Annotated in this window: 12 protein-coding genes; 1 reads left to right on the forward strand and 11 read right to left on the reverse strand. The window is 39.8% G+C overall.

The window, feature by feature from the left end:
* Positions 1–70 precede the first annotated feature (70 nt).
* From ltrA to pdhA, 10 genes are all read right to left on the reverse strand, one after another.
* The gene (gene ltrA / locus CJ191_RS05045) at positions 71–1366 is read right to left on the reverse strand and encodes a group II intron reverse transcriptase/maturase (protein ID WP_257994127.1); all 1296 of its coding nucleotides are present in this window, start codon (positions 1364–1366) and stop codon (positions 71–73) included.
* Positions 1367–1965: 599 nt separating this feature from the next.
* Positions 1966–3048 (reverse strand): Gfo/Idh/MocA family protein, encoded by a 1083-nt coding sequence (locus CJ191_RS05050; RefSeq protein ID WP_219721556.1) that lies wholly within the window; start codon positions 3046–3048, stop codon positions 1966–1968.
* 57 nt (positions 3049–3105) lie between these two features.
* Positions 3106–3960, reverse strand: a complete 855-nt coding sequence (locus tag CJ191_RS05055) for a sugar phosphate isomerase/epimerase family protein (RefSeq protein ID WP_070467648.1) — start codon at positions 3958–3960, stop codon at positions 3106–3108.
* The gene (locus tag CJ191_RS05060) at positions 3953–4963 is read right to left on the reverse strand and encodes a Gfo/Idh/MocA family protein (RefSeq protein ID WP_070467646.1); all 1011 of its coding nucleotides are present in this window, start codon (positions 4961–4963) and stop codon (positions 3953–3955) included. Before CJ191_RS05060 ends, CJ191_RS05055 begins: the two co-directional genes overlap by 8 nt.
* A 20-nt stretch (positions 4964–4983) precedes the next feature.
* Positions 4984–6156 carry a Gfo/Idh/MocA family protein gene (locus CJ191_RS05065; protein ID WP_102199174.1) on the reverse strand — a complete coding sequence of 391 codons (1173 nt, stop codon included), beginning with the start codon at positions 6154–6156 and terminating at the stop codon, positions 4984–4986.
* 57 nt (positions 6157–6213) lie between these two features.
* Entirely contained in the window at positions 6214–7074 is an 861-nt protein-coding gene (locus tag CJ191_RS05070) for an AraC family transcriptional regulator (RefSeq protein WP_070467643.1), read from the reverse strand.
* Between the two features lie 288 nt (positions 7075–7362).
* A complete protein-coding gene (gene lpdA, locus CJ191_RS05075; protein ID WP_070467641.1) occupies positions 7363–8775 on the reverse strand; it encodes a dihydrolipoyl dehydrogenase in 1413 nt (470 codons plus the stop codon).
* Between the two features lie 7 nt (positions 8776–8782).
* Complete coding sequence (locus CJ191_RS05080) at positions 8783–10411, reverse strand: 2-oxo acid dehydrogenase subunit E2 (protein ID WP_102199175.1); 1629 nt, start codon at positions 10409–10411, stop codon at positions 8783–8785.
* Between the two features lie 107 nt (positions 10412–10518).
* Entirely contained in the window at positions 10519–11496 is a 978-nt protein-coding gene (locus CJ191_RS05085) for an alpha-ketoacid dehydrogenase subunit beta (RefSeq protein ID WP_070467638.1), read from the reverse strand.
* 2 nt (positions 11497–11498) lie between these two features.
* Complete coding sequence (gene pdhA, locus CJ191_RS05090) at positions 11499–12608, reverse strand: pyruvate dehydrogenase (acetyl-transferring) E1 component subunit alpha (RefSeq protein WP_102199208.1); 1110 nt, start codon at positions 12606–12608, stop codon at positions 11499–11501.
* 383 nt (positions 12609–12991) lie between these two features.
* Here pdhA and def point away from each other — a divergent pair, with 383 nt between their 5' ends.
* The gene (def, locus tag CJ191_RS05095) at positions 12992–13564 is read left to right on the forward strand and encodes a peptide deformylase (RefSeq protein WP_102199176.1); all 573 of its coding nucleotides are present in this window, start codon (positions 12992–12994) and stop codon (positions 13562–13564) included.
* Positions 13565–13607: 43 nt separating this feature from the next.
* Here the strand turns inward: def and coaBC are convergent, their stop codons facing one another.
* Positions 13608–14831 carry a bifunctional phosphopantothenoylcysteine decarboxylase/phosphopantothenate--cysteine ligase CoaBC gene (gene coaBC / locus CJ191_RS05100; protein WP_102199177.1) on the reverse strand — a complete coding sequence of 408 codons (1224 nt, stop codon included), beginning with the start codon at positions 14829–14831 and terminating at the stop codon, positions 13608–13610.
* Positions 14832–14839: the final 8 nt, after the last annotated feature.

The raw sequence follows: 14839 nt of genomic DNA on the forward strand, positions 1-14839 counted from the left end.
AATCGAGTAGGAGGAATCTTTCGATTCCGACCTCTCACACCACCGTGCGTACGGTTCCGTACACGGCGGTTCAATATTTTGCGTAAGCAGACTCTACTAATTGGTTTAAAGGCACTAAGCCCCAATGGTAGAGTCTTTTTGTTGAAAATGCCACGTGTAATTGTAGATTTATTGACAATCGCCAGTACTTCTTGCGTGAATATGCAATGCGTTTGGCAGAATCAGTATCAAGTCCATAGGACATTAATTTTCTAATGATTGTCTTTGGTCGTTTCCAACGTTTAAGAATAAGCTGTCTAATTCTGCGATGTAGCCATTGTTCTATCCTTTGGATGAAGGTTTTTATGAATCCCAGTCCAAAATAGTTAATCCAGCCTCGTGTAACTCGATTGATTTGTTGTATAATTTCTTTGAACGTACCAGGTCTTTTGCGGCTAGTCAATCGTTTCAAAGTACGTTTGAATTTCTGCTTTGCCTGCTTGGTAGGGATAAAACGACATTGGCCATTCATTGTATGAATCAGACAGCTCAAGAACTTTAAATGGGTTGGCGACCCTACTTGACTCTTTGCTGTGTTCACAATGAGTTTTAAATCCTTTTCGATAAACTTAGTGATACTTTCTAATACACGTTCTCCGGCTCGTTTTGATTTGATATAGATGACGAAGTCATCTGCGTATCTCACGAATCGATGTCCACGTCTCGACAATTCTTTGTCCAATTCATGTAAGTAAATATTACTCAGTAGGGGAGAAAGTACCCCTCCTTGAGGTGCGCCTGTTTTACTTTCTACGAATTCGCCAGACAGGTCTATAACACCTGCTAATAAGAACTTGCGAATGATTTTAATAATCATTTTATCTTGGATGAATTGTTCTAGGTAGTGTATAAGCTTATCGTGATTTAGTTTGTCAAAACACTCTTTTAAATCACAGTCGACCACAAATTTATAGCCTTCTTCATAGTATTTCACACACTGTTTTAAGGCACTGTGCGTACCCTTTCCAGGACGGAAACCATGACTATTTTCCATGAAATGTGGGTCTATAAGTGGCTCGATTACTTGTCGTATAGCTTGTTGAATCACACGGTCTCTCACAACTGGTATACCAAGTTTACGAACCTGCCCATTGGGTTTTGGTATCTCAACTCTTTTCACTGGTTGTGGTTTGTATGTGCCATCGAGAAGCTTACTTCTTAACGGTACATAGTATTTATATATATGTTCTTCAATCTCTGCGACACTCATATTGTCGATGCCAGCTGCGCCTTTGTTATGTTTGACAGCTTTAATGGCATCGGCAATATTTCGTTTATCAACAACTTTTTCCATCAGTGATGGTTGCTTACGATACATTTCTTTCATTTCACCTAAAGTTTACTAGACACATTGACTGACTACTTCAGTTCCACCTATCTCGTCAGTCACTTGCCAACCTATGGTTGTTTTCTGTCATATTCGTAAACCTTAACCTCCAATCTATAATTTGTATAAAATATTGTTCAGTCCTTCGTGACATTGTCACTACTATGACCTCTGCTGACTTCTCACTATTCGTTGTTACTACTAAGCGCTAGTGAGATCTCCCCGGGTAAGAGCGCTAACTTTCCACTCATGTCACTGCCTCATTTACTGTATAGGACTTGTGCAGTATCGGACTTCACTTTGTTTGGCAAGCTCATCCATCCTAATTCAGCCTTCATATGAAATTTCTGTTCGTCAGTGCGAGTGTTTGCCTCCGGCTTCCTTCAGATTCCACCTCGCGATGGACACCCTTGCCATTAGCTAACAGTTCCTACTGCCAGGCCTGTAGTGGACTTTCACCACCAAGTTAGCGCCCATGCCGGGCGCACCAGAAAAAGAGGCTAGGACAAAAATATCCCAGCCTCTTTTTGTTCTAAAAAATATGACACATATAAAAGGAGCTATGAAATTGACTTCACAGCTCCCTTTTAAATGGCGTTTTATTTTTCTAATTCAATGACTTCTGCTTGTTCTTGGGCTAATAAGCATAGTTCTTGCGCTTTAAAGATATGCTCTTGTGTCATCGCCGTTTCTGTCCCATTTAGTGAGTCTAAGATGATTTGGCCAAAGAATGGGAAGCCTACTTGGCCAGTGACTTGGTAATGCGCTTCGCCATCTTTATTGACTAAGAAAACATGGTCTTTTTCGTCTGATTCAGCAACATCAATATATTTGCGTAGTTCAATTGTGCCTTCAGTACCCGTAATAAAGGTACGACCATCACCCCATGTACCTAAACCATCTGGTGTAAACCAATCGACTTTAAAGAAGAAAGTCGCCCCATTCTCACCAATTAAAGTGGCATCACCATAATCCTCTAACTCAGGTTTGTCTGGGTTATTGTAATTTGCTACTTTTGAAGCAACAACTCTAGCATCCGTATTCCCCGTATAGTATAGGAATTGTTCGATTTGGTGCGACCCAATATCTGTTAAAATCCCACCGTATTGCTCTTTATTGAAGAACCAATCTGGACGAGCATCCTTATCTAAGCGGTGTGGACCAAAACCTGTTACTTGAATAACACGACCAATTTTACCTTCTTCAATTAATTGGCCAGCTAAAATAGCTGCTTCAACGTGAATACGTTCTGAGAAGTACACGAAATAGCGACGACCTGTTTCAGCGACAACTTTTTTCGTTTCTTCTAATTGTGCTAAGGAAGTAAAACCTGTTTTATCTGTAAAGTAATCTTTACCAGATTTCATGACTTTATTGCCTAATGCTGACCGTAAGTTGGGTACTGCTGCTGCTGCAACCATATGAATGGATTCATCAGATAGAATTTCGTCCAGGGATTCAGCAACCTCAACCTCAGGGAATTGTTCAACATAAGCCGCTACTTTTTCTGGATCAGCGTCATATACATATTTAATTGTGGCACCAGCTTCGATTAAACCATTTGACATACCATTAATGTGGCCGTGATCTAAAGCAGTTACCCCCACATTAAATTCACCGGGTTCAACTACTAAATTCACTTTACCTTTCGGCGCGTAATTCATACCGTCTTGATTTACCAAGTTACTCACTCCTTAAAATGTTTGTTTGCTTGAAGTTTGCAAGGCTTTTTCTAATGATTAGAATAAATCATTATAGTTATTGTCTACCAACCACTTATAGGAATCAGTTAATGAATCAAATGGGTCACGGCCGTAAGTATCGTCTTGCTCAACTAATAAGTAACGAGCGCCGGCATCAATAGCTGCTTGAATGATCGTTGGTAAATCTAATGAACCTTGGCCTAGTTCTGCAAATTCTACGTTGTTGTAGAAGTATTTACTGAATTCATCCATTTCGCCTTTGAATAATCCTTCGATGGCGGATTCTGGGATTGGGTTTACGCGGTAGTCTTTTAAGTGTACTAAGTCTACACGACCTTTGTATTGGTTTAAAATGTCGACTGGGTTACCACCACCACGTTGTACCCAATGAATATCTAGTTCGAAACCTAGTTCTGGTGCTTCTTCAGCAATGATGTCTAGTAAATATTTGCCATCATATTTCACGAATTCAATATGGTGGTTATGGTAGTACAATTTGATGCCATCTGCTTTTAAACGTTTTGCATATTCATTCGCTTTGGCACTGAATTCTTTCACCTTTTCTAGAGATGACATGTAGTTTAATGGCAACATACCAATACGTAATAAGTCGGTATCAACTGCCTTACAGTCAGCAACAATCTTATCGTAGTCGGTTGTTAAACTTTCTCCACCCTCTGTTTGTGGTTCTAATGAAGCTGACATTGAGGCAATTTCCATGTCAAAGTCTTGGCAAGCTTGCACCAATGCTTGAATATTTTCTGGACTGGTTTCAATTTGTGAAATCTCTACTGATTTATAGCCAATTCCTGCTAGACGTTTCATTGTGTCATATGCATTTTCGTTGAATGCATCTTTTACTGTCATCCCTTGTACACCTAATTTAACCATTTAAGAAGGCCTCCTTATAAATTCGTTTATTTTCTTTACTTGAACGTTTCATAGCGTCAATCATTTCCATTGTTGGCAGTGCATCCGCTACTGAACAATAATCGTTTGTATCTTCGTTAACTGCTTTATAGAACTGTTCCATACAATCTTGATGGCCGGGACCATAGTAGATTTTTGAATCAGGCAGTTTAGCATCTTCTGCTAGACATTTCCATTCATCGTTAAACAACTTATTGTCCTTTATGGTATAACGAGACTGTTTGGTCACAACCTGCAACTCAACTGAATCGTTACCATAGTAAGCATTGGTCGCATAGAAAAGGCCGTGTGCCCCTTTTTCGAAGGTAAAATTGGCATTGGCTGAATCTTCAACTTCAATATCATAATCTAAAATATTATGGACTGAAGCCCGTACATCAACCCACTGATCATCAATGACATAGTGGAGCAGGTCGAGTGTATGAATTGACTGGTTGATGATTGTCCCAGAGCCAGCCTCTTCAATCGTTCCTCGCCAAGGTTTCTCCTCATAGTATTCTTCTCCTCGGTACCAGGCAACCAACCCTTTAACCGCTACAATATCTGTCGTATCCTCCTCTTGAAGGATACGTTTCAACTCAATGACTGAGGCATTTAATCGATTTTGAAAGCAAATAGCTACCTTAGCACCATTATTTAATGCTTTTAAGTCATCTACTAAGGCCTGTGACCGTTGATAATTCACTGTCACGGGTTTCTCACATAGGACATGGATGCCTCTTTTGGCTACTTCTAGGGTCACTGTATCGTGTAAGTAATGCGGTAAGCAGACATGTACGACATCCAGTTCTTCATGGTCCAACATCTCTTGATAATCCGTATAAAAAGGGGTATCTCCCGCGATGGTTGACTTACTAGGATCAATATCACAAACCGCTACTAATTCAGCCATGTCTGATTGGATAATCCCGCGTAAATGGACGATAGATACCGTCCCCAACCCTATTACAGCTACTCTTAACATGAAATACAGTCCCTTCTATCTTATGAGCGGGTTTCGAATTTGCCTTCTTCAGCAATTCGTTCATTTAGCAATGCTAAGTATTGGTCATCATCAAATTCTGGTATGGATACTTTTTCACCAGTCCAGCTTGATAAATGGATAGCATTAGCTAAGCGTACCCCATTGATTCCTTCTTGACCATCTGCAATTAAGGGTGTGCCGTTTAAGATATGTTGCGCGAAGTTTTCAAGAACACCTGAGTGTTGTTGACCCCAAACGTTTTCTTCTTCAATGACTTCAACATCATATAATGTTTCAAATGGTAATTGACCAGTCATTAATTTGACGACACCATCAACATCCATATTTTGATTAATCGCCGTTTCAGACTCTTTCAACCGGTAAACTGTTGCAGTAGCTGATTTATCAACCACAATCATCCCTTTGTCACCAACAATTTCTAACCTGTCTGAACCGATGATTTCATTTGTAGATGTGACGAATACGCCAGTAGCCCCATTTTCATATTCAAAAATGGCATGTACTTGATCTTCAACGGCAATATCACGTTGGTAACCGTATTGCACACGAGAAGTCACCGCTTCTGGTACACCTGTTAACCATTGGATTAAGTCAAGTTGGTGTGGCGCTTGATTAACTAGGACACCACCGCCTTCACCACCCCATGTAGCACGCCATTCAGATTGGTCATAGTAGGCTTGTGGACGCCACCAAGTCGTAATAATCCAGTTAACACGACGAATATCTCCAATTTCTTGATTATCTAAAATTGTTTTCAATTTTTGATATAGGGGATTGTTACGTTGGTTAAACATAATTGCATAAGTAGCATCCACTGTTTTAGCATATTCATTCAACTCTTTTACATGCTTTGTGTAAACACCGGCAGGTTTTTCATTTAATACATGAATACCTTTAGATAAGGCATATGTTGCCATTTCAGGGTGTAAGTAATGAGGCACAGTTGTCACAACTGCGTCTACTTGTCCAGAATCAATCATCGCTTGATAGTCATCAAACAATTGTACATTTGGATATAATTCGGCCACTTTTTCACGTTTTGCAGGGTCAATATCTGCTAACGCGACAAATGCCATACTTGGCACCATGCCATCAGTAATAAATTTTGCATACATAGATCCTTGATTACCAAATCCGATGATACCAAAACGAATTTTGTTTTCTGTTGCCATAAAAAATTATCCTCCTTTGCCCCTTTAAAAAGGTAGCGTTTACATTTATATTCAAATTTATAGGTATTGATCCAACTGACTTGATGCATCTGACGTATGAAATGACTTCCGATATTGAGCAGGTGTCTTTCCTACATGTTTCTTGAAAAAGCGTGAAAAATGGGCATTTGATTCAAAACCAGCATCTTTCGCAATTTCATTAATCTGTAGATCCCTACGCAAACGTAATGAAAACATGGCTTGCGATAAACGATAAGACATTAAAAATGTCATAACCGTCATACCTGTAACTTCTTTAAAAACATGCGATAGATAAGACGGACTAAGATTTGTTTCCTTAGCAATCGTCGCAATATCGATCTTGTCTTTAAAATGCAAGGTCATATACCGAGCAATCGATTCAGCATGGGTAATTTTAATGTCCCTTTGACTTTCAATTTTAGCTGTTTCAAGATTGCTAGAGTCAATTTCCATCAGTATTTGAGTCAAAAGCAAAAGTGATTGGCTTTGCACAAAAGTTTTGTCATCTCGTTTTGAAATACGGTCTAGGTCAGCTAAATAGCTTTTAACCCGTTGTCTATCTGCCACACTTTCCAATCGATACATATAACCTTGCTCTTTAGAAAACATATCTAGGATTGCTTCTTGATTTAGACTAGTTAAAACAGGTTCAATATCCGCTCTATCGAAATGAACAACTGTCCGCTTATATGGCCCACTCTCATCACTAACAAAGGCTTTATGAAGCGTCATCCCATCTATCAGTACAATGTCATCTGGCTGCAACTCTAAAAATTGATCACCGATTTGGAAGGTACATTCTCCTTCCAACAGCATATACAATTCAAATGTAGCATGTGTGTGAAAGGCAAGTTGGTTTCTCCCTTCCTGAATTTCATAACCGATTCCTACTGTCATTTGTGCACTCCTTCACTTCATAATCCTATTATATATAAGAAAGCGCTTTTATTCATTGCATGGATATGCTTGAATTGACCAATCAATTGACTGAAACTGCTTTCGAGTCTATTAAAACACAAATTTTGCAAGATCACAATGTAAGGCTCCTAATTTATTTCCTCATGCGACATCAAGAGTATCTTGATATGCTGCAATGTTATTGAATATAAAAATAACCCCGCGTAAGTTAAACCTTACACGGGGTTTTCTCGTCTGAATATTCAATTTGTAACATATTGACAGGGATTACATGTGAATTGGCAGACCCAATAATCCTTCAGCTGCATCCATTACAGCTTCTGATAATGTAGGGTGACCATGAATTGTTAAAGCGATATCTTCTGCGTTCATGCCAGCTTCGATGGCTAATCCAACTTCAGCCATCACGTCTGATGCTGAAACACCAACCATTTGTGCACCGACTAATACATCATCTTCTTTAGTAGCTACTAAACGAATGAAACCTTGACCAGCATTTAATGATAATGCACGACCATTACCAGCTAATGGGAATTTCACAGTTTTTACATCTAAACCTTGCTCTTTTGCTTCTTTTTCAGTTAAACCGTAAGATGCTAATTCAGGCGTAGTGTAAGCTACAGATGGCATTACTTTGTAGTCAATAGCTGCTGGTTTACCAGAGATTGCTTCTGCTGCAATCTTACCTTCATAAGATGCTTTATGTGCTAATGCAGCGCCTGGCGTAATATCACCAATTGCAAAGAAGTTTTTCACTGAAGTGCGACCTTGGTTGTCAACTTTTACTAAACCACGATCTGTTAATTCAACACCTACAGCTTCTAAACCTAAGTCTTCTGTATTGGCACGGCGACCTACAGATACTAATACGTAGTCAGCAGTGATTTCTTTTGCTTCACCTTTCACTTCGTATTTAACCGTTACTGAATCACCATTGTCTACAGCTTCTTTAGCCATAGCGTTAACTGCTGTTTCGATACCGATGTTTTTCATTTCTTTCTCTACAACTTTTACCATATCTTTTTCAAATGTTGGTAATAATTGTGGAGAGCCTTCTAAGATAGTTACCTTAGAACCTAGGTTAGCGTATGCCATACCTAATTCAGATCCGATAACTCCTCCACCGATAACAACTAAGCTTTCAGGTACTTCTTCAAAGTTTAAAGCACCAGTTGAATCTACTACGCGGCCACCAAATTTGAATCCTGGGATTTCAATTGGTGTAGATCCAGTTGCAACGATAGCATTGTTGAATGAGTATAATTGATGAGAGTCATCTGCACCCATTACAGTCAATTCATTTTCGTTGTTGAAGTACGCTTCACCACGGATGATTTCAACTTTATTCTTCTTAAGTAACATTTCAACACCAGAAGTTAAAGTATTCACCACAGTATTGTTCTTCCAGTCTTGTGTTTTTTTGAAGTCTAACTTAACGTCACTAGAAGTTACACCAAAGACAGCATCGCCACCTTTAGCATTATGGTAAGCATGACCTGCTTGGATCAAGGCTTTAGATGGAATACATCCAACGTTTAAGCAAACACCACCAATGAACTCACGTTCAATGATAGCTACTTTTTGACCCATTTGTGCGGCACGGATGGCAGCTACATAGCCACCAGGTCCAGAACCAATTACAACTGTATCTAATTCAATTGCGAATGCGCCTACTACCATTCTAAAATCATCCTTCCATTAATAATAATTCAGGGTCAGCCATTAAACGAGCGATTTCATTAAGCGCTTGTTGACCAGTTGCACCATCAACGATACGGTGGTCAAATGTTAATGATAACTTCAATACACGACCGGCAACAACTTCACCGTCAGCATTGACTACTGGTTCAGGTTTAATTGCACCGAAACCTAAGATTGCTGTTTCTGGGTAGTTTAAGATTGGTGTAAAGAATTCCCCACCAACAGAACCGATGTTAGAGATGGAAACTGTTCCGTCAGCCATATCTGGTCCTTTAAGTTCGCCAGCATGTGCTTTTGCAGCATTTTCGTTAATGATATCAGCGATATCGAACATTGAACGAGTATCTGCGTTCTTGATGTTTGGTACGTAAAGACCTGCATCTGTATCTGTTGCAATACCAATGTTGTAGTAATATTTATGTACAAACTCTTGGTTTTCATCGTCAATTGACGCGTTTAATTGTGGATATTTCTTAACTGCTGCAATTAATGCTTTCACTGCATATGGTAAGAAGGTTAATTTAGTACCGCGTTCAGCTGCAACGTCCTTGAACTTCTTACGGTGATCCCATAATTTAGAAACTTCAACATCTTTGAATAATGTAACAGATGGCGCTGTATGGTTAGCAGTATCCATTGCTTTAGCGATTGCTTTACGCATTGGTGTCATCTTGATACGTTCTACGCGGTCTGAATTATCAGCAACTGCTGCTGGTGCTTTCTTAGCTGGTTTATCAGCAGTTTGTGCTGTTTCTTGTGCTGTTTCAGTAGCTGGTGATGCTGCTTGTGAACTATCAAAGTTCGCAACGTCTTCGCGTAACACACGACCGTTTTTACCAGTACCTGTAACTGCTGTAATATCAACACCTTGCTCGCGAGCAAATTGGCGTACAGATGGCATTGCTAAGACACGTTTATTAGGGTCTGATGCTACTGGTACATTGCCTGCTGATGAGTTTGTATTTACATCTGCTGCAGGGTCTGATGCTTTTGCTTCTTGTGCTGGTGATGCTGGTGTAGAAGTTGGTGCAGATGCTTCTTGGTTGTGACCTGGTGCATCAATTTCAGCTAATACGTCACCAACATTGGCAACCGTTCCAGCTTCAACTAAGATACGTACAATCTTACCAGTTACAGGAGATGCAACTTCTTCAACAGATTTATCATTTTGAATTTCTACTAATGAATCTTCTTCATTGACTTCGTCGCCTTCAGCAACTAACCAAGAAACGATTTCACCTTCAGCCATACCTTCACCTACGTCTGGTAATGTGAATTGGTATACGCCACCACCTGTTGCAGGTGCAGCTGATGCTTCCTCTTGAGGTGCTGCAGCTTCTGCTGCTGGTGCTGCTGATGCCGCATTGTCTTCTAATCCTTCACCTTCAAAAGTGATTAATGGTGTACCTACAGTGGCAACATCACCTTCACTGTAATGTAATTCAGTTACTTTACCTGAAACTGGTGAGTAAATTTCTTCAACTGATTTATCATTTTGGATTTCAACGATTGGATCTTCTTCATTTACTTGGTCGCCTACAGCTACTAGCCATGAAACGATTTCGCCTTCCGCCATCCCTTCGCCGACATCTGGTAAATTAAATACAAAGGCCATATTTGTTATTCATCCCTTCTAATTTGCGCTTAAAGTTTTATTTAAACAAGTTATAAAGGGGCAAAGAGTAAGATACTCCTTACTCTTTACCAGCTTATTTTAATCGATTATTTACCTGTAATTTCGTTAGTCGCCGCTACAATATCAGTCGCATTTGGTAACCAAGCATTTTCAGCCATACCGAATGGGTAAACTGTATCAGGCGCAGCTACAACTCTAATAGGTTCTTCTAGAGATAAAATGCTTCGTTGAGAAATTTCTGAAGCCACTTTATCCGCTACACCTGCTTGACGTTGTGCTTCTTGTACAATCACTACGCGACCAGTTTTTTCAACTGATTTTGTAATAGTTTCCATATCGAGTGGAGAAACTGTACGTAAGTCAACGATTTCAGCAGATACGCCATTCTTACCTAATTCTTCAGCAGCTTTAATTGCTTCACGAACCATGTATCCATAAGCGATGATTGTCACATCAGAACCTTCTTGAACTACATTAGCTTTACCAAGCTCCAACTCATATTGTTCTTCAGGAACTTCTTCACGGAATGAACGGTAAAGTTTCATATGTTCTAAGAATAGTACAGGGTCATTGTCACGGATAGCAGCAGTTAATAAACCTTTTGCATCGTATGGGCTTGATGGGATAACTACTTTCAATCCAGGTGTTTGTGCCATTAAACCTTCTAGGGAGTCTGCATGCATTTCTGGTGTATGTACACCACCACCAAATGGTGAACGAATTGTAATTGGTAGGTTACGCGTTTGTCCCATACGGAAACGCGTACGGTTCATTTGACCAGCTAATGAGTCAAATACTTCGAAGACGAAACCAAAGAATTGAATTTCCATTACTGGACGGAAGCCATGTAATGCCATACCAATCGCCATACCACCGATAGCTGATTCAGATAATGGTGTATCGCTTAACCGTTCTTCGCCATATTTGTCAAATAAACCTTTAGTCGCACGGAAAACCCCACCATTTTTACCAACATCTTCACCAAAGATATATATTTTTTCATCACGAGCCATTTCTTGGTCTAGTGCTTCAGTGATCGCTTCGATCATTGTTAAGTTAGCCATAATTATTTAGCCTCCTTTGCTGAATATTCTTCAATTTGTTCTTGAATATTTTGTCCAGGCACTTCAAACATGTTTTCTAAGAATTGCGTAATCGTTTGTTTAGGTGCCTTGTCAGCTTCTTTAGCAGCTTCTTTGATTTCTTCACGAACTTGTTCTACGTATTCATTTTCGATTTCTTCAGACCATAGACCCTTACCTTCTAAGAATGCACGCATACGGATTAACGGTTCACGTTTAGTCCAGCTATCGATGTCTTCTTGCGTACGGTAAATCTTAGGATCATCACCTGAAGTAGAGTGAGCACCTAAACGGTTTGTAACTGTTTCAATTAAAACAGGTCCATTACCAGCTAATGCCCATTCACGTGCTTGTTTAGAAACTGCGTAAACTGCTAAAGCATCGTTACCATCTACCTGAACACCAGGGATACCTACAGATACTGCTTTTTGCGCTAATGTTTCAGCACCAGTTTGTTTATAACGAGGAGTTGAAATCGCAAAGCCATTGTTTTGGATAAAGAATACTAATGGGACTTTATAACGTGAGGCATAGTTCATACCTTCATATACGTCACCTTGTGATGAACCACCGTCACCTGTATATGTAAATGTTACAGCTTTGTCACCATTTAATTTTTGTGCACGTGCAGAACCCATCGCTTGAATGTATTGTGCACCGATGATGATTTGTGGTGGCATGGCATTTAGATCAGCTGGATAGTTGTTACCTTCAACATGTCCACGAGACCATAAGAATCCTTGAGAGATTTTTAAACCATGAGCGATTAATTGAGGGATATCACGATAGCCTGGGAACAACCAGTCATCTTTCGTAAATGCAAAAGAACTTGCCATTTGAGAAGCTTCTTGACCTAAAGTAGGTGCGTAGAAACCTAATCGACCCTGTTTTGCCAACGCCATTGAGCGTTCATGAAGTGTACGTGAGAAAACCATACGTTTCATTAACTCAACTAATTCTTCATCTGATAAATCAGGCATAATGTCAGGATTAACAACATTTCCATCTTCATCTAAAATTTGAACCATTTGAAATTGAGCACTGATAGCATCTAGCTGTGCTTCATAATCCACTGGTAATTTAGCCATTTGTATCACATTCCTCTCTTTTATAAAAATGCCACAAACTATTGTCAATCTGTGTTATTTTATTTACCTTACTGATTAACCTTATCAAAACATGCGAGCCTTTTCAATCCTTTTGCAATTTTTGCAACAAAATCTATTATAATACAGAAACCGTTTTTAGAAAACCCTTCCATTTTGATTTTTATAGTATTCTTTATCTTTTTCCATCACTAAGCTATTTTCAACGTTTTTTGAAATCGATTGTTTTAGTGGTGTTTTTTAACTGTACTAGTTGCTGTTCGACTTCTGTTTTATTTTGTGGATGATTTTACATAGGGTCGTATTTTTGCATTCAGAGTCTTTATATGAGAAAATATATCAGTTATGATAGAAGAAAAGGAGTTGTTCAGATGATTACTATGGATGACATTATTCGCGAAGGGCATCCTACCTTACGTAAGAAAGCTGAGAAAGTCACTTTCCCAGTTTCTGATGACATTCGTCAGTTAGCTGATGATATGATGACATTTTTACGCAATAGCCAAGATGAAGTGTTAGCCGAAAAATATGGTTTACGTGGTGGCGTTGGCCTGGCTGCCCCTCAATTAGATGTATCTATTCAAATGACAGCATTACTAGTGCCAGATTTGGTGGATCCAGAAAATGCAGAACCGTTATTAAGCGGTGTATTTCTAAATCCGCGCATTGTCAGCCACTCAGTTGAAGGTGTTTGTCTGCGCGAAGGTGAAGGCTGTCTGTCTGTCGACCGCGATGTACCAGGTTATGTCCCTCGCCATGCCCGTATCACTGTGACTTACAATGATATCGATGGTAATGCTTACAAAAAACGTTTCTCTGGCTACCCAGCCATCGTATTGCAACATGAGATTGACCACTTAAATGGTATCATGTTCTATGATCATATTAATGAAGAAACGCCCTTCACTCTTGATGAGCACACACACCTACTAGGTGATGAATAATTTACCTTTATTAAAAAAATGATGTCTGCACTTTATGCTGACATCATTTTTTACTTTTTGAAATATTATCTTGAATATGTGCTAGCATCTCAACTGCTACACCAATTTTACTTTGCTTTTCTAGCGTGCGCTCACTATCTTTGGTGATTAAAGTCACTTGATTGTCATCTGCATTGAAACCGATTGTTTGGTCTGAAACATCATTGGCTACAATCATATCGACCCCTTTTTTAACCAACTTATTGCGGCCATACTCAATGACATTTTGCGTTTCCGCAGCAAATCCCACCATATAATGCCCTGCTTTAGGCAAGCTTGCTAAAATATCAGGATTCTCCGTTAATTGAATTGACAGTCCATCTTGGTTAGAGAGTTGGTCCTTCTTCATCTTTTGATTAACTGGGTTAGCTGACCGGTAGTCAGAAACAGCAGCAGACATGATAACGATATCCTTGTCTGTAACATGGGCATGCATCTTATCATATAATTCTTGAGCCGATTTGACAGTCACCACTTCAATGCCAGGTAAAACGGGTAAGTTTTTAGCATTTTCTGTGCGCACTAACGTTACTTGGCCGCCAGCAAGCAAAGCGACATTGGCAATCGCTAATCCCATTTTCCCGGAGGAACGGTTGGTCAAGAAGCGGACGGGATCCAATTTCTCTGTTGTTCCGCCAGCAGATACAAGTAATCGGTATCCCGTTAGATCAAGTGTCTTCGCTTGTTTATTGATCGTAATAAAGGCCAATAGGGATTGGAATATTGCTTCAGGAGCCGGCATCCGGCCCTTACCTTCATAGCCCTCTGCTAAGAAACCGGTATCTGGTTCAACTACCGTGTGACCGTCTAAACGAAGTTGGTCAACATTACGTTTTGTCGCTGGGTTGGCCCACATTTTCTCATTCATTGCTGGCACAAATAAAAGTGGCGAATCAAGCGCCAGCATCATAGAAAGTGCTTCATTATCCGCGATACCGTTGACAAATTTCGCCATTGTATTCGCGGTTGCTGGCACAACGATGGCGTAGTCAGTCCAATCGGCTAAAGCGATATGGGCAACTGTGTCTGGACTTTGAACGTCTTCTACTAATGGTGGATATTTGGTGAGCACTTCAAAGGTAAATGGCGTAACAAATTGTTTCGCAGACGGTGTCAAAGCCACGCGCACATTGGCCCCCGCTTTAATGAGGGTGCGGACAAAATCGGGTACTTTATACGCAGCAATGCCTCCTGTGACAACGACTGTTAAATTTAATCCTTTAAGCATGATCTCCT

The organism is Aerococcus viridans (genome assembly GCF_002871935.1).
GTDB classification, from domain to species: Bacteria; Bacillota; Bacilli; order Lactobacillales; family Aerococcaceae; genus Aerococcus; species Aerococcus viridans_B.

Coding starts and splice junctions, on each gene's coding strand:
- lpdA (WP_070467641.1), bottom strand. CDS start 8,775: ATGGTAGTAGGCGCATTCGCAATTGAATTAGATACAGTTGTAATTGGT.
- ltrA (WP_257994127.1), bottom strand. CDS start 1,366: ATGAAAGAAATGTATCGTAAGCAACCATCACTGATGGAAAAAGTTGTT.
- coaBC (WP_102199177.1), bottom strand. CDS start 14,831: ATGCTTAAAGGATTAAATTTAACAGTCGTTGTCACAGGAGGCATTGCT.
- CJ191_RS05065 (WP_102199174.1), bottom strand. CDS start 6,156: ATGGCAACAGAAAACAAAATTCGTTTTGGTATCATCGGATTTGGTAAT.
- CJ191_RS05070 (WP_070467643.1), bottom strand. CDS start 7,074: ATGACAGTAGGAATCGGTTATGAAATTCAGGAAGGGAGAAACCAACTT.
- CJ191_RS05055 (WP_070467648.1), bottom strand. CDS start 3,960: ATGGTTAAATTAGGTGTACAAGGGATGACAGTAAAAGATGCATTCAAC.
- CJ191_RS05080 (WP_102199175.1), bottom strand. CDS start 10,411: ATGGCCTTTGTATTTAATTTACCAGATGTCGGCGAAGGGATGGCGGAA.
- def (WP_102199176.1), top strand. CDS start 12,992: ATGATTACTATGGATGACATTATTCGCGAAGGGCATCCTACCTTACGT.
- CJ191_RS05060 (WP_070467646.1), bottom strand. CDS start 4,963: ATGTTAAGAGTAGCTGTAATAGGGTTGGGGACGGTATCTATCGTCCAT.
- CJ191_RS05085 (WP_070467638.1), bottom strand. CDS start 11,496: ATGGCTAACTTAACAATGATCGAAGCGATCACTGAAGCACTAGACCAA.